This is a genomic window from Bradyrhizobium sp. CIR48 (genome assembly GCF_014198315.1).
Lineage (GTDB): Bacteria > Pseudomonadota > Alphaproteobacteria > Rhizobiales > Xanthobacteraceae > Bradyrhizobium.
The window spans coordinates 184,823-203,939 of sequence record NZ_JACIHG010000008.1; the positions used below are offsets into that span (position 1 = coordinate 184,823).

The 19,117-nt window shown below is 63.7% G+C and carries 16 protein-coding genes; 7 read left to right on the forward strand and 9 right to left on the reverse strand.

Annotated features, from left to right (window positions below; translation table 11 throughout):
* The first annotated feature begins 103 nt into the window (after positions 1 to 103).
* Both GGD66_RS24695 and GGD66_RS24700 read left to right on the forward strand, forming a co-directional pair.
* Entirely contained in the window at positions 104 to 673 is a 570-nt protein-coding gene (locus GGD66_RS24695) for a cysteine hydrolase family protein (protein WP_183259247.1), read from the forward strand.
* A gap of 167 nt (positions 674 to 840) precedes the next feature.
* Positions 841 to 1,164 carry a hypothetical protein gene (locus tag GGD66_RS24700; protein ID WP_183259248.1) on the forward strand — a complete coding sequence of 108 codons (324 nt, stop codon included), beginning with the start codon at positions 841 to 843 and terminating at the stop codon, positions 1,162 to 1,164.
* A 30-nt stretch (positions 1,165 to 1,194) separates the two neighbouring features.
* Here the strand turns inward: GGD66_RS24700 and GGD66_RS24705 are convergent, their stop codons facing one another.
* The 5 genes from GGD66_RS24705 to GGD66_RS24725 all read right to left on the reverse strand — a co-directional run bounded on the left by GGD66_RS24705 (position 1,195) and on the right by GGD66_RS24725 (position 5,118).
* Positions 1,195 to 2,466 (reverse strand): NAD(P)/FAD-dependent oxidoreductase, encoded by a 1,272-nt coding sequence (locus GGD66_RS24705; protein WP_183259249.1) that lies wholly within the window; start codon positions 2,464 to 2,466, stop codon positions 1,195 to 1,197.
* A gap of 9 nt (positions 2,467 to 2,475) precedes the next feature.
* Positions 2,476 to 3,183 (reverse strand): dihydrofolate reductase family protein, encoded by a 708-nt coding sequence (locus GGD66_RS24710; protein WP_183259250.1) that lies wholly within the window; start codon positions 3,181 to 3,183, stop codon positions 2,476 to 2,478.
* 21 nt (positions 3,184 to 3,204) lie between these two features.
* A complete protein-coding gene (locus tag GGD66_RS24715; RefSeq protein ID WP_183259251.1) occupies positions 3,205 to 3,879 on the reverse strand; it encodes an FABP family protein in 675 nt (224 codons plus the stop codon).
* A gap of 172 nt (positions 3,880 to 4,051) precedes the next feature.
* Positions 4,052 to 4,231: a hypothetical protein gene (locus tag GGD66_RS24720; RefSeq protein WP_018321282.1), complete on the reverse strand. Its 180-nt coding sequence runs from the start codon at positions 4,229 to 4,231 to the stop codon at positions 4,052 to 4,054.
* A gap of 383 nt (positions 4,232 to 4,614) precedes the next feature.
* The gene (locus tag GGD66_RS24725; protein WP_183259252.1) at positions 4,615 to 5,118 is read right to left on the reverse strand and encodes a TetR/AcrR family transcriptional regulator; all 504 of its coding nucleotides are present in this window, start codon (positions 5,116 to 5,118) and stop codon (positions 4,615 to 4,617) included.
* A 143-nt stretch (positions 5,119 to 5,261) separates the two neighbouring features.
* Between GGD66_RS24725 and GGD66_RS24730 the strand changes: the two genes are divergently transcribed.
* The 4 genes from GGD66_RS24730 (at position 5,262) to GGD66_RS24745 (ending at position 8,580) form a co-directional block, all read left to right on the forward strand.
* A complete protein-coding gene (locus GGD66_RS24730) occupies positions 5,262 to 5,960 on the forward strand; it encodes a type 1 glutamine amidotransferase domain-containing protein (protein ID WP_018321280.1) in 699 nt (232 codons plus the stop codon).
* Between the two features lie 87 nt (positions 5,961 to 6,047).
* The gene (locus GGD66_RS24735; protein ID WP_183259414.1) at positions 6,048 to 7,166 is read left to right on the forward strand and encodes an FAD-dependent oxidoreductase; all 1,119 of its coding nucleotides are present in this window, start codon (positions 6,048 to 6,050) and stop codon (positions 7,164 to 7,166) included.
* Positions 7,160 to 7,903: an SDR family oxidoreductase gene (locus tag GGD66_RS24740; protein WP_183259253.1), complete on the forward strand. Its 744-nt coding sequence runs from the start codon at positions 7,160 to 7,162 to the stop codon at positions 7,901 to 7,903. Before GGD66_RS24735 ends, GGD66_RS24740 begins: the two co-directional genes overlap by 7 nt.
* 2 nt (positions 7,904 to 7,905) lie before the next feature.
* Complete coding sequence (locus GGD66_RS24745; protein WP_092254090.1) at positions 7,906 to 8,580, forward strand: cupin domain-containing protein; 675 nt, start codon at positions 7,906 to 7,908, stop codon at positions 8,578 to 8,580.
* A 233-nt stretch (positions 8,581 to 8,813) separates the two neighbouring features.
* Here GGD66_RS24745 and GGD66_RS24750 read toward each other — a convergent pair whose 3' ends face one another.
* The 4 genes from GGD66_RS24750 to GGD66_RS24765 form a co-directional block, all read right to left on the reverse strand.
* On the reverse strand, positions 8,814 to 9,062 hold the full coding sequence (locus tag GGD66_RS24750) for a hypothetical protein (protein WP_026202521.1): 249 nt from the start codon (positions 9,060 to 9,062) through the stop codon (positions 8,814 to 8,816).
* A 265-nt stretch (positions 9,063 to 9,327) separates the two neighbouring features.
* A complete protein-coding gene (locus tag GGD66_RS24755) occupies positions 9,328 to 11,883 on the reverse strand; it encodes an EAL domain-containing protein (protein ID WP_183235549.1) in 2,556 nt (851 codons plus the stop codon).
* A 353-nt stretch (positions 11,884 to 12,236) separates the two neighbouring features.
* Entirely contained in the window at positions 12,237 to 13,016 is a 780-nt protein-coding gene (locus GGD66_RS24760; protein WP_246788967.1) for a DUF2182 domain-containing protein, read from the reverse strand.
* Between the two features lie 60 nt (positions 13,017 to 13,076).
* Positions 13,077 to 13,709, reverse strand: coding sequence for a DUF1326 domain-containing protein (locus tag GGD66_RS24765; RefSeq protein WP_183259255.1), 633 nt, complete (start codon positions 13,707 to 13,709; stop codon positions 13,077 to 13,079).
* A 493-nt stretch (positions 13,710 to 14,202) separates the two neighbouring features.
* Here GGD66_RS24765 and GGD66_RS24770 point away from each other — a divergent pair, with 493 nt between their 5' ends.
* Positions 14,203 to 19,032, forward strand: a complete 4,830-nt coding sequence (locus tag GGD66_RS24770; protein WP_183259256.1) for an NAD-glutamate dehydrogenase — start codon at positions 14,203 to 14,205, stop codon at positions 19,030 to 19,032.
* The last annotated feature ends 85 nt before the right edge of the window (positions 19,033 to 19,117 follow it).

Genomic DNA, 19,117 nt, shown 5'->3' on the forward strand with positions numbered 1-19,117 from the left:
CCGCATCCGGGCTACGGGGCTCGAAACGAGGGAAGATTGACATTGCCCGTCGTCGTCTTCGCCTCGCATAATTGACTCAGCAATAGAAACCGAAAGCACCTCCATGCCTCGCTCCCTCCCCGCCCTCATCGTCGTCGACGTCCAGCGCGCGTTCGACGAATGGGAGGCGGCGGGACAGCGGCGCAACAATCCGGATGCGGTGGCGCGGATCGCCAGTCTGCCGCAGGCATTCAGAGCGCGCGGCGCGCCGATCTTTCATATCCGCCATGAAGGCACCAAGCCGAATTCATCGTTTCTGCCATCGCGTTCCGGCTACGCCGTCAAGGACGAGGCGCGCGAGCAACCGGGCGAGACTGTCATCATCAAGCGCGTCAACAGCGCCTTCATCGGCACCGACCTGGAACAGCGCCTGCGCGCGGCCGGCATCGGCACGCTCGTGATCTGCGGCGCCACCACCAATCATTGCGTGGAGACGACGACGCGGATGGCCGGCAATCTCGGGTTCGACGCGCACCTCGTGCGCGATGCGACATGGACGTTCGACCGCGTCGGGCCCGACGGCGACAAGCATTCCGCCGAGCAAATCCATGCAATGACGTTGTCGAACCTCAACGGCGAGTTCGCGCGCATCGTCACCAGCGACGACGTGCTCGCCTCGTTCGCGGCCAAGTGATGGCAGCAATGCGATCAATGCGGATGTTGCGACAATAAATCTCACGATGTGCGTTCACGCGCGCGAATCGGACGTCGCGATACTGCGTCGTTTCGACGCCCGCACTGGCCGGAACGCAGCCGACGCCCATCTGTTGTCACACGACATTCAACTGGAGTGATGACACCATGAAGTATCTCATTGTCGCGATGGCGGTCGGTGCTGCGGCGCTTGCCGGCGGATCGGCGGCGAACGCGGCCAATAATCCAGGCGCGAAGCAGAACGCGCCAGCCGGCCAGTCGACCGACATCAGCGCGCAGCACCGGCACCATGGCCACCGCCATCACCATCACTGGCGCCATCATCACCACCATCACGGCTACTATCGTCCGCACTACCGGAGCTACGGTTATTACCCGCGGCACCACGGCTATTACGGCGGCGGGCCGTACGGATATTACGGCGGCGGCGGTCCGGGCGTGACGTTCAGCTTCGGCGGCGGACGCTGGTAAAAGGAAAGGCCCGCGATGCGCGCCTTTTACTTACCCCCGCAAAATCATCTCTGCCGTCTCCTGGCCGCTCGCCAGTGCCGCTTCCACCGTGCCCATGTCACGGCCGCGATAGAGAGCTTCGCCGGAGAACAGCACCAGGCCATCGGCACGCGCGAGGACCACTTGTGCCGCGCGCGTCCGCGGCGTCGCCCAGGAATAGGCGCCGCGGGCAAAGGGATCATGCGCCCAGTTGGTCGCCGTGGCCGCCACAAGCTCGCGCGCGACGTCCTCGCGCGGCAGCTTGAAGATGGCAGCGAGCGAATCGAGCCCGGCGGCGATCAGTCCTTGTGGATCGAGGCTTTCCAGCTCCGCCGTGCGCGGGCCGCCGAACCAGCCGGTGAGCACGGCCTGCCCGCTCGGATATTGCGTCCACCACACCGGGATGGTCCGGTCGGACAACAGAAAGGTCATGGCTGAGAGATCCTGGTGCCGCTCGCGCCACCACGGCCGCGCAAACCGCAGCAGGATCTTGATGACGTTGCCGAAGCCGATGTCATCAGCAGCAGCAAGCTTCGCGCGCGCACTCGCCGGCAGAGCCATCTCGCGCAGCAGCGGCAGGGGCACGGTGAGGATCACGCGATCGCAGGCGTGTACATCGCCGCCGCCGCAGCGAACCGCCGCCGTGTCACCGTCCTCCTCGATCGCCGACACGACGGCGCCGAGATGGATGGTCACGCCAGACTTGCGGCAATCGGCGGCCAGAAAGTCGATCAGCGCGCCATAGCCGCCATCGATGCGCGCCTGCGGCGCGTGTCCGCCATCCATCCATTCCTCGCGCAGCGCCAGCGTCGAGGCGCGCTCGGGGTCGGCCGCGTCATAGCCCTCGACCATCCGTTCGATCGATTGGCGCATCGGCGCATAGTCGTCCCCGGCGAAATGCCGGCGCAGGAATTCGGCGACCGAAAGATCGTCCTTCAAGTCCTTCAGCACGGCCTGAAGCTCCGCCTCGTGCGGATCGTCGCGCTCCTCGCGCAAGAGCGCCGTGCCGTCAAAGCTCCACTGCTCGCCTGCGATCTCGTGAAGGGACAGCCCGGCCTCGCGCAGCAATCCGCGCGTGACGGGCGCCTCGCCATGGACAAATTCGGCGCCGCCCGCGGCGGGGTAGCCGAACTCCGAGACCGGCAGCGGAAGGATGCGGCCGCCGCAGCGCTCGCGCGCCTCCAGCACCGTCACCCTGCGGCCGGCCCGCGCCAGCTCGCGCGCCGCCATCAGGCCGGCCGCGCCGGCGCCGACGATGACGATATGCTCTGTTGTCTCGGGCATGGCCGCGCGTTACCGGCTCGCGGCTTGCGGATCGTTCGTGATCAGATAGCGCAGCAACAGGACGCCGCCGCCGAGCTGGCGCGTACTCTCCAGCGTCATCGCCGTGATCGGTGCGCGCTTGTCGCTGTCCGCCTCGGTCGAAGAGAACACGAAGGGCGCGCCCTCTGCGCCATCGATCGCTGGGCTGAGAATCAGGTTGAACTCGTCGATCAGACCGGCACGCAGGAACGCGCCATTGGCGACGCCGCCGCCCTCCACCAGCAGCCGCTTCACCCCGAACTCGCGGCTGAGAATGTCCAGCGCCAGCGCCAGATCGAGCTCGGACTTGCCGGCGAAAATGTAGGACACGCCCTCGCCGCGCAGGCCGGCGAGATGCGAATCCGGCACGCTCTCGGTCAGCACGACGACGATGGGATCGCCACCGATGTCCGAGCGGCCCCAGCCGATCTTGCCCTGCGCATCGAGAACGATTCCATAGGTTTTCGCATCACGCCGCGCGAACCAGTTTTCACGCGGCAGCTTCGCATTCGTCGCGGGATAGGGCTGGCCCTTGGCGAACTCCGAGCCGGTAACGCGGCCAATCACCCAGGCATCGCCGCCGAGCTCGTCATGGATCTTCTCGAACCAATCCGTGCCCGCCCCCTTCGGGCGCCAGCGGCTGGGATGCGTGCGGCCGTCGAGGCTGGAGTGCATCAGACAGATGACATAGGGCTTCATGCGATTCTCCGACGCCGCGCTTCACACTGCCGACCCATCGCCCTTCTCATCGCTCCTGGCGCGATCGTTGACGATCACCGCGAGCGGATTGAGCTTCGGCGGCGCGACGAGCTGCAGCGTGTTGGTGTCGCGATGGTCGAACGGCGCGCCGCGGACGAACAACTCGGTCTGGATCAGATAGGTCCAGCTGCCGTCGTCGTTGAAGGTGATGTCGCAGCGATAGGAGTCGGTGCGGAAGGCCTGTTCCAGAAAGTCGGTCGAGCAGATCCCGTAGGCGGTGTCGCCGCGCTTTGCGGTGACCGAGATCGTCTTGTCGTCGAGCCCGGCCTTGCCCGAGGCCAGCAGCACCTGCCCGCGCGGAATCGCCAGCGTCTGCATGATCAGCCCGGTCGCGGGCTCCCACAGCCAATAGCCGACCTGGTCGTGGAAGGTGATGTCTTCCTCGGGCGTGTTGATGTGGATGTGATAGCGCAGCCCGTACAACAGCTGCGGCCCGTTGGCCTGCGGATCGATCGGATCCATGCGGATGCGCTCGATGAAGGTCCGCCGCTCCGGCCCCTCCGCCTTCGGATTGATGTCGATGCCCTTGTCCGCCTGCCAATGCCCTGCGAGACGGCGGAGCGGGCCGAGATTGGCGAGGCCGTCGGGCGAGACGTCCTCGGGCTCGGTGAAGATATCGGCGGGAATGGGGAGCATGGCGGCCTCGCGGGAAGTTGCGGAGGCAGCAATAGCATGGGAGCGCGGGCGTGGCTCGTGCTCAGGCCTCACAATCGCGAATGGACACCGGCGTTGTGCGCGGGACGATTGTCGGGCTTTTCGACAAGACGACGAAGCCGAACCCGTTCGGTTCGGCTCCGCCGCCGGAACGTTAGTGGCGATGATCGCGGACCTCGGGTTGAGTGCGGTGGTCCCTGACGATGGTCTGATTGCGATGGTCGCGCACGATGGGCGGGTCGCGATGATCGCGGACGATGGTCAGCGCGCTCGCGGGTGTCACCACGCTTGCCAAGGTGATCGCTGCGAAGGCCACAAGGATGGTATTGCGCATAAGTCTTGTCCTCTTCCCGGTGGATCACTGCGAACCACCTGACCGCAAGCTAGATCGACCCGCGAGGAAGATATGTGTCACCGGTCACGCGATGATCATCGCTCCTGCTGGTGACCGTGCGTCGTTCGATCGGAGGAAGAGGCACGAGAGGAGCCGCCGCGACTTCAACGCCGGCCCGCAGCGAGTGCCACGCTGCTGCAATACGCTGGGCGTGTCCGTCAGCACGGTGCGAGCCACCTTCTTCATTTCTTCGAGAAGACCGGCTGCCAGCGCTCGGTCGACCGGGAGAGGCTGGCGAAGTCGCTGACGTTTCCGGTGAAGCGCGAATCCTTGTCGGAGGCCGCTATGGAGCTTCCCCTCCTCGATGTCGGCGCGTCTCCGCCTCAACCCAGCGCTTCAGTTGCGCGGTCGAAGAGGGTCGGATCGCCCTGTGCGCTGGCCATCAGGATCGCGCCTTCGAGCGTCGCGAGCACCTGGGTCGCACGCTGTTCGGTGAGGCCGCCGGCGACGAGGCTGGCGATGCCCGCCTGGAAAAACTGCCGAACCTCATGAGCCACGTCCGGCGCCAGGTCGGGGACGGTAGCGCCGAGCGATCCGCAGAGGCACATCTTGGCGCCATCATCGAGGGCGCTGCGAAACACCGCCCGCCAGGCCTGGACCACATTCTGTCCGGTGGCGACCCCGGCATCGGCGGCCGCGACCACGCGTTGGTTGTAACGTCGAGCCACAGCGGCCGCGAGCGCGCTCTTGGTTGGGAAATGATAGTAGATGCTCGCGCTCTTCACCCCGACGTCGGCGGCGACCTCTCGAAAACTGAAGCCGCTATAGCCAGCCTCCCGGATTCGTCGCTCCGTCGCGTCCATGATTGCTTCCACCGTGTCGGTCATAGCCTTCCAGTCTGCCAAGTCGTTCACCTACCTGTTAACAGGTAGATCTTGCTATCGGGCCTGACAAGCTGTATGTGCGTGATCCATTATCTACCTGTCGACAGGTAGATATCGCAATCTCTGATCACCCTGAAGGAAAATTTATGGGCACTGGCAACCGACAAAAGCGCATCCTCCTCATCATGTCGTCGGTCGACGAGATGGGGATCAGCGGCAAGCAGACGGGCACCTGGTTCCACGAACTGGCGGCCCCCTATTACATCCTCACCAAGGCCGGCTTTGAGGTCGTCTTTGCTTCCCCACGGGGCGGCGAAGCGCCGATCGACCTCCTCAGCATGAAGTCGCCGTTCACCACCGAATATACCGAGCGCTTCCTCGCTGATCCGGTCGCAATGTTCGCTGCCCGCAACACCCGGAAGCTGCGCAATATCGACTACCGCACGTACGATGCCGTGTTCTTCCCCGGTGGCTATGGCCTGCTCTGGGATCTCGCGTCGGATTCCTACGCGATCAAGCTGATCCGTGACTTCCACAATGCGCAGCGTCCTATCGCGATGGTCTGCCACGCGCCCGCTATCCTGCGCGACGTCAAGAAGGACGATGGCCAATATCTCGTCAACGGCCTGAACCTGACCGGCTTCAAGAACGCGGAAGACACCGAAATCGAGCTGTTGCACCATCTTCTGTTCTCGCTCGAGGACGAGCTCAGGAATCGCGGTGCCAAATATCAGAGCAAGGCCAATTGGGAGCCGAACGTGGTCGTCGATGGCGTGCTGATGACAGGTCAGAGCCCCGCCTCCGCCGTGCCGCTTGCGGAAGCTCTCGCGAACCGCCTCGCCTGAATCATCGAAGGGTGCTCTCGGGAGCACCCTTCAACATGATCGTCACAGCGACACACGTGGACCGCACACGAGTTGCGAAAAATGAGCATGCGAACCAAGGTAGCCATTGTGGGCGGCGGTCTTGCCGGCCTTTACGCCGCGCGTCTGCTCGATGCGGCCGGCATCGACTTCCATCTGCTGGAGGCGAGAGATCGCTTTGGCGGGCGCATCCTCTCCGTCGACAGTGCGGGAGCGATCTCTGACGATGGCTTCGATCTCGGCCCGTCCTGGTTCTGGCCCGGCTTGCAGCCGGCGATGGCAGAGCTGATCCATGAGCTTGGACTGAGCGCTTTTCCGCAAAACGGCGACGGCGACGCTCTGTTCGAACGCATGTCGAAGGAGACAGTCCAGCGCTTCAGCGCGATGAGACAGGAGCCGCAATCGATGCGGCTGACTGGCGGCACCGGAGCGCTGATCCGTGCGCTGGTCGCGGCCCTGCCGCCGCGGCGCCTCCAGCTTCGATCGGCAGTGACCAGTATCGCACTGACGCGCGACGGGGTGACCTTGGCGATGAAAGCGGCGGATGCGTCTTCTGCCATACTGGTTGCCGATCAGGTGATCCTCGCGCTGCCGCCCCGTCTCTTGGCACGGACGGTTTCGTTTCAGCCAGGCCTCGAGCCTGCGACCGCATTACTTTGGCAGAGTACCGCGACCTGGATGGCGCCGCACGCCAAATTCTTCGCGCTGTACGATCGACCATTCTGGCGAGAGAGGAGTCTCTCCGGCACCGTGCAGAGCATGGTCGGCCCGATGGCGGAGATCCATGATGCGACGACCGCGTTCGGATCGGCCGCGCTGTTCGGCTTTCTCGGTGTCGCCGCGGATCAGCGCCTCGCCGTTGGCGAGGATGTGCTGGTGCAGGCCTGCATTACCCAGCTCGAGCGTCTGTTTGGACCTGAAGCGGCGCAGCCTCGTGCCACCTTGTTCAAGGATTGGGCCACCGATCCGCTGACCGCAACCGACGCCGACCGCATCGGCGGAGCGCATTTGCCTCCCGTCCGAACGTCCTGGGTGAGCGGCGCCTGGGCCGACCGGATCTCGCTCGGCGGTAGCGAGACTAGTGCGACCGAACCCGGGTATCTCGCCGGCGCGATCGATGCTGCGGCTCGCGCCGTCGCCGAGGTCCTCGCCCGATTGATCGATGCACAGGAGACCATCACATGCTGAACGGAAAGACCGCGCTCATCACTGGCGGCAATAGTGGCATCGGCCTTGCCACGGCCAAGCGGCTTCGCGCTGAGGGCGTCCGCATCGCCATCACCGGCACTGATGCGGCCAAGCTGGAGGCCGCGCGTCAGGAAGTCGGCGGCGATACGCTCACGATCAGCGCCGACGTGCGCTCCCTTGCCGATCTGAAGGCGATGGTGCAGATCGTCGGCCACGCCTTCGGCAAGCTCGACATCCCCTTCGCCAATGCCGGCGTCGCCTATGGAACGCCGATTGAAACGACCGACGAAGAGAGCTTCGACCGCCTGATGGACATCAATGTGAAGGGCGTATTCTTCACGGTCCAGGCAGTGCTTCCGATCATGGCCGATGGCGGCTCGATCATTCTCAATACCTCATGGCTGGGTCAGGTCGGCACGCCGGGCCGGGCGGTCTTGTCTGCCTCTAAAGCGGCCGTACGGTCCTTCACACGCGTGTTGGCGGCGGAGCTTGTCGCCCGAAAAATCCGCGTCAATGCAGTCAGCCCAGGTCCGATCGACACGCCGATCCATCGCGCACCCGGGCAGACCGAAGAGGAGTTCAGGGCTTATGCTGATAAGGTCGGCTCCAAGGTTCCAGCCGGCCGCATGGGTAAACCGGAGGAGATCGCGGCGGCGGTGACATTCCTGGCCGGCGACGATTCGCGCTACCTGCTTGGAGCCGAGATCAATGTCGACGGCGGATTTGCGGAGATCTGATCATGCGCATCAATGACGACCTTTCTCGCCCTGTCATCGCCCACGCCTCGCAGGAGGACTGGATCCCGAGTCCGGCGCCCGGCGTCGACCGCCGCATGCTGTTTCGGATCGGCGAGGAGAAGGCGCGCGCCACCTCGATCGTCCGCTATGCGCCCGGCAGCGCCTTTGCGCGCCATGTGCATAGCGGCGGGGAGGAGTTTCTGGTGCTGGAAGGCGTCTTCCAGGACGACGAGGGCGATTATCCAACCGGGACCTATGTGCGCAATCCGCCGGGCACCTCGCATGCACCCGCATCACAGGGCGGCTGCACGATCTTCGTGCGGCTATGGCAGTTCCGCGCTGACGACAGGGCGCAGACCGTCCGCCTGCCGGGCGAAGGTCAGCCCGCGGAGCCGCGCCCCGGCGCAAGCGCCGCAACAGTGTTGTTCGATGATGGCCATGAAACGGTTCTGCTGGAGGACTGGCGGGCGACCGCGACCGTCATAGTGGAGAATTCGGGCGGCTTGGAGTTTCTGTTGGTGTCGGGCGGCCTCACGGTCGACGGCGAGGCGATGAGCCCGCAGGATTGGGGGCGTCTGCCGGCGGGCGTGAATCTGCATGCGCAGGTTGGCGCGGAGGGCGCCCGCGTTTGGATCAAGCGGGGACCGCTATTGCATCCTGACGTGTGCGAATTCTAGATCATGATCCGGAAAAGTGTGCAGCGGTTTTCCAAAAAGATCATGCTCAAACAATAAACTGAAGCGCGATGATGTTTCATCCTAATCTCATCGCGCTTTAGCACGGCCGTCGCGATGAGCTTGCGGCGGAGAACGGCGGAAGCACTTCGCCCCATCATTACGATGGCGAGGAGGTGTCGATCGCCCGGCTGATGCCGTCGCGATCGATCGCCGCCATCAATTGGTGGCCGCTCTCAAGCCGCTTCCGACACCGACTTCGCACGCTGCTCGAGCACGCCGATCGTGGAGACCAGATTGTCGCGCCGCGCTCGGAGGTTGAGTGCAAGCAGCGGATAGGTCGGCTGCTGCACGTCAAACACCCCGGCTTTGGCTTCCTCCTCGAGAATGTCGGTATTCAACAGCCGAACGCGCCACCACAAATCGGCGATCAGCGCATCGAGCCGGAGTTCTCCGGCAGTACCAGAACGGGACATTTCTTGCATCGCATGCCTCAACCTGAAACGGGCCTCCCTGCCGAGGCCCGGCTTTGGTCATGACTCAGCAAGTGGAGTGCCAGGATCGGCGGGTGCGATTGGGCTCGGGAATTGGTTCCGCGCGGTGCGGTCCTTCGCCTCTCAGCGGAAGCTTAACGTGCCAGGGAACCACCAAATCTTCCCCCTTCCAAGCTATTCAAAGGGAGCCTTCACCTGCTCAGCTTTCCTGCTCTTGGGCGGCGGGCGATGATGGCAAACGCCGGAGGCATTCAGCTCACGCCGCCCGCCGTTTCCGTCGCGCCGGGGGGCTTTGCCACGAGAGGCCGGCGAACGGCACGGGCTTGCTGAAGTGAAATCCCTGGCCGAGCGGGATGCCGAGTGACTGGAGCCGTTTGACCTGCTCGAAGGACTCGACCCCCTCGGCGACGATCGAGAGCTTCAACGTCTTCGCGAGCTGCACGATGGACTTCAGCACGGCGACGGTCTCGCAGCGATCGATCCTGTCGATGAACGATTTGTCGATCTTGACCTTGTCGAAAGGAAAGGCCGTCAAATAGGACAAAGACGAGTATCCGACACCGAAATCGTCGAGGGCAATTGAGACGCCGAGCGCCTTGAGGCGCTGGAGCGTCTTGAGGTTCTCCTCGGTGTCGGCGAGAAATACGCTCTCGGTGATCTCGAGCTCGAGCCGGGTTTGCGGAAGGCCGCTCTGCGCCAACGCAAACGTCACGGTGTCGACGAGATTGGTGCCGGCAAATTGCAGGGCAGAGAGATTGACAGCGACCTTGACGTCGGCCGGCATGCTCATCGCATCGCGACAGGCCCGGGCCAGCACCTGATTGCCGAGCTCGACGATCAAGCCCCCCGCCTCCGCAACCGCAATGAACTCAGCCGGAGGAATGTAGCCCCTGGTGCCGTGATGCCAGCGCGCCAGGGCTTCGACCGATTTTACCCGACCGGTGCCGAGCTCGATCACGGGCTGATAAAACACCTCCAGCTCCTCGCGCCAGATCGCTTCGCGCAGCTCGATCTCGAGCACGTTGCGCTGATCCGCTTCCGCCTTGAGCTCCGCTGAATAAAGGTGGAAGCAGCTTCGGCCGGCATTCTTCGACCTGTAGAGCGCAAGATCGGCGTTGCGAAGGATCTCATCGACCCGCGTGCCGTGCTCGGGCACGAGCGCAAGGCCAATGCTACAGCCGATCACGACGGGATGGCCATCGATGTGATAGGGCTCGGCAATGGCCTGGACCAGCCGCTCTGCCAGGCTTGCAGCGCCGTCGCGCATCGCGGCCACGATCACGGCAAACTCGTCGCCGCCAATTCGCGCCGCCGTATCGGCATCACGAATCTGCGCCTTGATCCGGTCGGCGACCTGCTTCAGCAACGCGTCGCCGCATTGATGGCCGAGCGCATCATTGACGGACTTGAACTTGTCGAGATCGAGCAGGAGTACGGCGAACCCAGGCTCCAGCCGGCGCGAGCTGGCCAGCGCCTCGTCGATGCGCTCCTTGAACAGGTTGCGGTTGGCAAGGCCGGTCAGGCTGTCGTAATGCGCCAGCCGCTCGATGCGGTCCGCCGACGCCTTGCGCTCGGTGATGTCCTCATGAGTAGCGACCCAGCCGCCACCCTCGCGCCGGCCGTAGGAGATGTAGACGACCCGTCCATCGGGAAACTGCACGGTGTTCGAGATCTGCTCCGACCGGGCGAGCCGGTTCTTCAAATCGACGAGATAGGTCTCGACGTCGAGCACGGCGGTCTGTTTTGCGAATATATCCCGGAAATGCATGCCGATCCGAATGTCTTCCGGCAGGAGGCCATAGAGTTCGAGCCATTGCGGGTTGAATGCGATCAGGCGGTCGCGGCCATCGAACATGCTCAAGCCCTGGGGAAGGTTCCGGAGCGCATCCTCGAACTTGCTGGCAAAATCGCGCCGCTCGCGGTGAGCGCGATCCAGCGCCTGCTGCCGTCGCCAATGGAATGTCGTCGCGGCGAGGATAATGAACGTCAGCAGCAGCGCGCCGCCGAGATAAACCTTCTGCCGGACGGCGGAGCGGGAATAAATCTCCTGCCCCGAAATGCCGACGGTGAAGATGAGCGGAAACGCACGCGACCTGCGCGCCGTGGTCAACCGGTCGCTGCGGTTTGGTCGGTTCTCGTTCCAGTATTGCACATAGAAGCCGTCACCCAGCTCGCCCTCGACGCGGCTGGGTGCGTGTTGTCCCAGCACGGAGCCCTGGTCCACGCCCCGGGCGGCGAGCACGACGTAATTGGCATTTCTGAGCACCAGCGTTCCGCCGACGCCGAGCTTTGCCGTGTCGTAGAACCTGCCGACCACGTCGACGCTGATCGAGCCGACGACCACCCCGGCCGGATTCCGCGCGAGGTCGAACACCTTTCTTGCGAGCTGGATCGTCCATTTGTTCGAGGCCCTTCCCAGCACCGGCTTGGCGACGTAGAGGCGATCGTCGGCTTGCGCCATGACATTGATGAAGTGCTCGCGATCGCCAAGATAAAGCGGCGGGCCGGAATAGCCCGCGGTCGTCTCGGTCATGTATCCGTTCGATCCGATCAGTGCGAACTGAACCACGTCGCCGGTCGCAATGCGGGCTTTGTCCGACCATGACTTCAAGCTGAAGGTGAGCGGATCCTGGGCGTAGAGCGCTCGCACCACCAGCAATGACTGATCGACGCGCTCGAAGATGCGTTCGGTGTTTTCCTCGAACAGTTCGGCGACGCTGTTGCCGTGCGACCGCGCCTGCTCGACCGCGTCCATCCGCTCCGACGCGGTGATTGCGAAATAGCCGATCCAGACCAGGGGCAGAAAGAACAACGCGATCTGCAGCGGACCATTCCGCAGGATCGTTCTTCCGGCTTTGCGGACTGCCCCTGCGGGAATCACGACGCGCACCCCCGCTTCGGCCGCCAGGGCAGAACTGCGCTCGCCCGCAGTATTGGCATCGCCTTGTCTCCGCCTCGACTGCACAGGGACACCCGCGGCCGAAAGCGGCGCGCGGGTGCTGTTCATAGCGCAAAGGTAGCTGAAACAGCCTTAAGTTTGTGTTTGGGTAAAGCTCAATTCTTCAGATTAAACCATCCGTATCATCACGGAGGTCGGCTGGCCTTGAGCAATCAGGCACATGGGCATGTCGAAAGCCGCACATTTTTGGCCGCCTTTGGGCCTTTTCAGATTGCGCGCGCAAGAACGATCGCGCCGGACAGGATGAGGACCCCGCCTGCCGCATAGCTCAATCTTCGGCCGAACGGCAGCAGCTTCTCGCCGGCGACATAGAGCGCGATGCCGATGATCCAGGCCGGGTTCATCACGCCGCCGACGAACAGCAATACCATCAGAAACCAGCAGCAGCCGACGCAGTAGCTGCCGTGGCGAAGTCCCATTCGCAATGCGCCGCGCGTGCCGGGCCGCCAATGTCGGCTGAGAAACAACAGCGGGCTCTCGCAGTAGCGCAGGCACGCCTGTTTGAAAGGTGTGAACTGATATACCCCTGCTGCAATCAGAATGCCGCCACCCAGAATCGCGCTGGTGCTTGCCATCGCCATCGACAGCAATCCGAAGCGTTCGAACGCTCCCTGCACCACCACCGCCGCGAGACTGAACCCCGCCCACGTCACGAGATAGCCGGCGAGAAAGATCCAGGTATCGATTGCGGCGCGGGAGGCAGTCTCCTGTTTGCGCTTGACGGTCGCATACAGGAGAACGGTGGGCACCGCGCTCGGCGCCATCATCGCGACCATCATCACCCACCACATCACGAACAGCAGCACGCCATAGAATGGCGTCCACGGCATCGGCGCCATGTCCGGCATGTCGGCCATCATCTCGGTGTCCATGCCGGCGCCCGCGGCGAGATAGGCCCAGGCGAGCGCCACCACTGCGGCGGTCCCGATCGCGACGATCAGCCGGTCGCGGTGGAGCAAATGTTCCAGTATCGAGCGCCCCTGCATCGACTTGTCCATGGCGATGAGGAGCTGACACCGAGGTTTTGTCTCGGTGTCAGCGCCGCATCATGCCGCTACGCCCTCGGGCGTCTGCACGACATTGGCGAGCGAGCTATGCGTACCGCGGGTCTCGAACGGGATCGCGCCGGTCGAGCGGATGTTGGCGGATGCGACCTCGGCCGCCCGATGTTCGAACCCCTCGGGCATGACCACTTGGATGCGGTGCGGATCACCGGTCACCGGATTCTTGATCGGCTCGACATCGGTCTCGAGCACGCCCCTGGCGATGAGTTTTGCGACGCGTCCTTCTTTGTCGAAGGAAAACTCGAACGGCGCAAACACCGGATCGTGGATCTTGGTCACGATCATGCTGACGATCTGAAAAAGCGTGCCTTCGGCCGAATGCTTGCCGGAAAAGATATCGAACAACGCCTGCCGCTGCTCCGCCGTGGCGCGTTCGTCGATGATGGGCTGGATTGTCCCGTTGCCCTCATGAAGTGGCCCAGGGAAATCGACCGTGATCGCAAAGCAGAGACCATCGAGCCTGGTCCCTTCGAAATGTCCCTTGGCGATCCGCATGGCGACCATTCCCTTGCAATAGCCTTGGGTCGGCCGTGCGTTGAAATCGCAGGGGCAGCCAAACGCGCAGGTGCAGTTCTTCATCCATTCGCCTTCGAGACGCCAGTCCGATGCAGCCATGGCACATCTCCCAATGTGAGCGGGGACGCGGCAGCCGTTGACAAATTTGTTCAGCGTTCTTGTCGAAGCAAGGCGAAAAGGCGCGAGCGGGATCGAGGTCCGATCAGAAGGCCGGCATCGCAGAAAAAGTATGGTGGCGAGCTGCCGTTTACCCAATGGCGAAAAGCATATCAGCTGTGGCCCTACGCGTACAGCGAACGCATGCGGCGAAGCTAGGGGGCGTCCGAAACTGAGAGGGATGGTGCGCCACTCCGAACAAAACTGAGAACTCGTATGCCATTGAATACACTTATGATTTCTCGTGGCATCTGCGACCCGGCCGTGTCGTAGGCCTTTTTGCCGCGGTTCCGCGCGCCTTGGCCGCCGGAGTGGTAAGATCAGGTGCCGAGGGCAGATTTCGCGGCGCCGGATCTCGGTCAAGATAACGGCGCTCGAAGCGATGAAACTCCAGAAGCAAACTGATGATCGCGGTTGCGATCGGACGATGCGAGAGATGGAGGACGTTATGGAAGCGTGGCGTGACGACAAGGCCCGGTCGACCCTGATTCGCAATGCTGCGGCCAACGTGCAGCTAGGCAACGCGCCCCGGACTTTTGCCGAACTCCTGTTCGGCCACACCAATAGCGAGGATCTCGCCAACCACGACGCCGCTTCGCTGGCCTTCCTGGCCGAGCAGGCCTGGGAACATGTACAGCGGCGCACGGCGGGGCACGCCGATATCCGCATCGTCAATCCGACGATGCCGGATGGCCGCGAGATCTCCGTGCTCGAAATTCTCAACGACAACATGCCCTTCCTGTTCGACTCCACTTTGGCCGAGCTAGCCGAGCAGGGCATCGAGGTCGCCCTGGTCGCCCATCCGATCATCGCCGTGGAGCGCGACGAGCAAGGCAAGCTGATGCGCTTCCATGGCGAAACCCTGCCGGCGGGAGCAAGGGGCACGCGCGAAAGCCTCATCCATCTCCACATCGCCCGCATGGACGTCGACGCCGACCGCCAAAAGCTGGTCGATGGGTTGACCATGGCGTTGAACGACGCGCGTGCCTGCGTCACCGACTGGAAGCCCATGCGCGCCCGCATCGAGGAGGCGATCAAGATCTTCTCCACCAATCCGCCGCCGCTGCCGATCGACGAGATCGCCGAAGCCAGCCAGTTCCTGCATTGGCTATGCCTGGACAATTTCACCTTCCTGGGCGTGCGCGAATATCGCTTCTCCCCCGACGGCGATGCGTCGGATGACATCACGACCGGCGAGGGCCTCGGCATCCTGCGCGATCCCGAGGTGAAGGTCCTGCGCCGCGGTCGCGAAATGGTGGTGATGACGTCGGAAATTCGCGAGTTCATGCGGGAGCCGAGCCTTCTCATCGTGATCAAGGCCAACGTGTCCAGCCGCGTTCATCGCCGCATCCGGATGGATTATGTGGGCATCAAGCTCTATAGCCCCGACGGCCGGCTCGAAGGAGAATTGCGCCTCGTCGGTCTGTTCACGTCCGGCGCCTATACCCGATCGGTCAAGCAAATCCCTTACGCCCGCCACAAGGTGGCGCAGGTGCTACAGCGCGCCGGCTTCGACCCGAACAGCCATTCGGGCAAGGCGCTGACGCATATTCTCGAAGATTATCCGCGCGACGATCTGTTCCAGATCGACGTCGACACGCTCTACAATTTCGTCATGGAGATCCTGATCCTCTATGAGCGCCCCCGGGTCCGGGCGCTGGCACGCGTGGACAAGTTCGATCGCTTCGTCTCCATCCTCTGCTTCATTCCGCGCGACAAATACGATACCGACGTGCGCACGCGCGTCGGCGCCTTCCTCTCGCAGGTCTACAAGGGGACCCTGTCGGCCTCCTACGTGTCCTTCCCCGAAGGATCACTGGCGCGCGTCCACTACATCATCGGGCGATATGAAGGTAAGACCCCGGTCGTCGAGCGCGAGACACTCGAAGCCGGGATCAGCGCCATTGCCGAGACCTGGGCCGACAAGTTGAAGGTCGCGCTCGCAGCGTCTGCCGACGGCATGCGGGCGCGCATGCTCGCAAGCCGCTATGCCCAGGCCTTTTCCGGCGGCTACACCGAGATATTCAGCGCCGAACAGGCGATCGCCGACATCACCACCATCGAAAAGCTCACCTCAGCCCGACCGGTGACGATTTCGGTTTACCGCCTCGCGGGGGACGACGATCCCAGACGATTCGGCCTGAAGGTCTTCTCGGATGCCGCACCGCTGTCGCTATCCTATCGCGTACCGGTGATTGAAAATCACGGCTTGAACGTGGTCAACGAACGCACCTATCAGATCGTGCCGCGCACCAGGCAGGCGCCGGTATGGCTGCACGATATGACAATCGAGACCAGCGACGGCAAGCCGATCGCAATCAGCCGTGAATTCAACCACCGTCTGGAAGCCTCGATCATGGCGGTGGTCCGCGATCGCGCCGAATCCGACGGGTTCAACGCACTGATCCTGCGCACAGCCCTGAGTTGGCGGGAAGTATCGACGATCCGCGCGCTGTCGCGCTACCTCCATCAGATCCGCGCTCCGTTCACCCAGGACTATATGTGGGAGACCCTGCGCAGGAACGCCGCGATTACCGCCAACGTCGTCGCCCTGTTCCAGGGCCGCCTCGATCCGCGCCTTGGACTCACGATTGCGGAGCGCTCGGCGCGCGAGATGGCTCTCGTCGCCGAGATCGAGGAGCAGCTCAAATCCGTCGCCTCGCTCGATGAAGATCGCATCCTACGCCGCTTCACCAATCTCGTGCAGGCAACCATCCGCACCAATTTGTGGCAGGTCGGTCAGGATGGACATCCGCATCCGGTGATCTCCTTCAAGTTCGACGCCCGCAAGATCGAGGCCCTGCCGGCACCGCGACCACTGTACGAGATTTTCGTCTACTCGCCCCGCGTCGAAGGCATTCATCTGCGCTTTGGCAAGGTCGCGCGCGGCGGTCTGCGCTGGTCCGACCGGCCGCAGGATTTCCGTACCGAGATCCTGGGCCTCGTGAAGGCACAACAGGTGAAGAATGCCGTGATCGTGCCGGTCGGCGCGAAGGGCGGCTTCGTGCCCAAGCGCCTGCCGTCACCCTCGGGTCGCGACCACTTCATGGCGGAAGGCACCGAAGCCTATCGTATCTTCGTTCGCACGCTGCTCGAACTCACCGACAATCTCGACGGCGACACCATCGTGCCGTCCGACTCGACTGTGCGGCATGACGGCGACGACCCCTACCTGGTCGTCGCCGCCGACAAGGGCACCGCCACCTTCTCCGACATCGCTAATGCGATCTCGGCCGAGAAGCACCATTGGCTCGCCGATGCCTTCGCCTCCGGCGGCAGTCAGGGCTATGACCACAAGAAGATGGGGATCACGGCGCGAGGCGCCTGGGAGGCGGTCAAGCGTCACTTCCGCGAGCTTGGCGCCGACATCCAGACCAAGCCGTTCACGGTTGCCGGCGTAGGCGATATGTCGGGCGATGTCTTCGGCAACGGCATGCTGCTATCGCCGGCGACGAAGCTCGTCGCGGCGTTCGATCACCGCGACATCTTCATCGATCCCTCGCCTGATCCGGCGGTCAGCCTCGCCGAACGCAAGCGCCTGTTCAGCCTGTCGCGATCGAGCTGGCAGGACTACGACAAGTCCCTGATCTCGCAAGGCGGCGGCGTGTTCTCGCGCTCGCTCAAGGCGATCCCGCTTGCGCCGGAAGTGCGCACACTGCTTGATCTCGACAAGCCGCAGGCCACGCCTTTCGAGGTGATGACAGCGATCCTCAAGGCCCGCGTGGACCTCCTGTGGTTTGGCGGCATCGGCACGTATATCCGCTCGTCCTCGGAAAGCGATGATCAGGCCGGCGATCGCGCCAACGATCCGATCCGCATCACAGGCGCCGATGTCCGCGCCCGGGTGATCGGCGAAGGCGCCAATCTCGGCGTCACCCAGCGCGGCCGTATCGAGGCGGCACAGAAGGGCGTGAAGCTCAACACCGACGCCATCGACAATTCGGCCGGCGTGAACACGTCCGACGTCGAGGTCAATATCAAGATCGCGCTGGCGCGCCCCGAGCGCGAGGGGCGCCTCAGTCCAGGCGACCGCAACAGCCTGCTCGCCGCGATGACCGAGGAGGTCGGCGCGCTGGTGCTGCGCAACAATTATCTTCAGACGCTGGCGCTTTCGCTGGCCGAACGGAAAGGGGTGGCCGAGATCAGCTTCCTCACCCGACTGATGCAGTCGCTAGAGCAGCGCGGCCTGCTCAGCCGCGCCGTGGAGTTCTTGCCCGACGATGCGGCGATCACTGAGCGTACGAGACGCAGCCAGCTCCTGACGCGGCCCGAGCTTGCCGTGTTGCTCGCTTACGCCAAGCTGACGCTGTACGACGACCTGCTTGCGACTGGCGTACCCGACGATCCCTATCTCGCCCGCGAACTATCCCAATATTTTCCGCGCCAGGTGCAGGAGCAATTCCCGACAGCGGTACAATTGCATCGGCTCCGGCGGGAGATCATCGCCACCAGTCTCGCCAATGCCGTGATCAACCGGGGCGGCCCGGCCTGTGTCGTGCGCCTGACCGACGAGACCGACGCCGATATCGCCACCATCGTCATGGCCTTCGTGGCGGTGGACGAATCCTACGGCCTCAAGCGGCTCAATGCCGGGATCGATGCACTCGACACCCGCATCGACGGGCAATTGCAACTCGGCCTCTACGCGGCGATCCAGGATCTCCTGCTCTCACGCATGGTCTGGTATGTGCGCAATGCTGATTTCAAGGCCGGTCTGGACGCCGTGATCGCACGCTTCGGCCCCGGAATCCAAGAGATCGCCGCCGGGCTCGACAAGACCCTGCCGCAGGATTCGCAGGCTGGGCGCACCAGGCGGCGGCAGGATCTGATCGATGCCGGTGTCCCGGCGGGCCTTGCCGCAGAACTCGCCGATCTCGATGCGCTCCTCTCCGCACCGGATATCGTCACCGTCGCGGAGCGCACCAACCGGGCCATCGGTGACGCCGCCACGACCTTCTTCGCCGCCGAGGCCGAATTCAGACTCGATCGGATCATCGCCGCCGCGCGCAGCGTGCCGGCCAACGATAATTACGAACGTCTCGCCATCGATCGTGCCGTTGGCCAGATCGCGGCCGCGGAAAGAGCACTGGTCGCCAACATGCTGGCAAACGGCGAATCCGGCCAGCAGGCCACCGGCGACTGGCTTGCGGCTCATCCTGAGGCGATGCGCGTTCGCCGCTTGGTCGAGGAGATCGCGGCCAGCGGCTTGACGCTCGCCAAGCTGACGGTGGCAGCCAATTTGCTGGGAGACCTCGTCCAGGCCTGAGTCCCGACGGCCGACCTCACTCGAAGTGATAGTCTGTGATGTCGACGCCAACGAGGCCGCCATGGGCCTCGATTGCCTGCTGCTG

Excerpts from the sequence above, each read along its gene's own strand:
- GGD66_RS24695 (WP_183259247.1), top strand. The coding sequence starts at position 104 with ATGCCTCGCTCCCTCCCCGCCCTCATCGTCGTCGACGTCCAGCGCGCG.
- GGD66_RS24700 (WP_183259248.1), top strand. The coding sequence starts at position 841 with ATGAAGTATCTCATTGTCGCGATGGCGGTCGGTGCTGCGGCGCTTGCC.
- GGD66_RS24705 (WP_183259249.1), bottom strand. The coding sequence starts at position 2,466 with ATGCCCGAGACAACAGAGCATATCGTCATCGTCGGCGCCGGCGCGGCC.
- GGD66_RS24710 (WP_183259250.1), bottom strand. The coding sequence starts at position 3,183 with ATGAAGCCCTATGTCATCTGTCTGATGCACTCCAGCCTCGACGGCCGC.
- GGD66_RS24715 (WP_183259251.1), bottom strand. The coding sequence starts at position 3,879 with ATGCTCCCCATTCCCGCCGATATCTTCACCGAGCCCGAGGACGTCTCG.
- GGD66_RS24720 (WP_018321282.1), bottom strand. The coding sequence starts at position 4,231 with ATGCGCAATACCATCCTTGTGGCCTTCGCAGCGATCACCTTGGCAAGC.
- GGD66_RS24725 (WP_183259252.1), bottom strand. The coding sequence starts at position 5,118 with ATGACCGACACGGTGGAAGCAATCATGGACGCGACGGAGCGACGAATC.
- GGD66_RS24730 (WP_018321280.1), top strand. The coding sequence starts at position 5,262 with ATGGGCACTGGCAACCGACAAAAGCGCATCCTCCTCATCATGTCGTCG.
- GGD66_RS24735 (WP_183259414.1), top strand. The coding sequence starts at position 6,048 with ATGCGAACCAAGGTAGCCATTGTGGGCGGCGGTCTTGCCGGCCTTTAC.
- GGD66_RS24740 (WP_183259253.1), top strand. The coding sequence starts at position 7,160 with ATGCTGAACGGAAAGACCGCGCTCATCACTGGCGGCAATAGTGGCATC.
- GGD66_RS24745 (WP_092254090.1), top strand. The coding sequence starts at position 7,906 with ATGCGCATCAATGACGACCTTTCTCGCCCTGTCATCGCCCACGCCTCG.
- GGD66_RS24750 (WP_026202521.1), bottom strand. The coding sequence starts at position 9,062 with ATGCAAGAAATGTCCCGTTCTGGTACTGCCGGAGAACTCCGGCTCGAT.
- GGD66_RS24760 (WP_246788967.1), bottom strand. The coding sequence starts at position 13,016 with ATGCAGGGGCGCTCGATACTGGAACATTTGCTCCACCGCGACCGGCTG.
- GGD66_RS24765 (WP_183259255.1), bottom strand. The coding sequence starts at position 13,709 with ATGGCTGCATCGGACTGGCGTCTCGAAGGCGAATGGATGAAGAACTGC.
- GGD66_RS24770 (WP_183259256.1), top strand. The coding sequence starts at position 14,203 with ATGGAGGACGTTATGGAAGCGTGGCGTGACGACAAGGCCCGGTCGACC.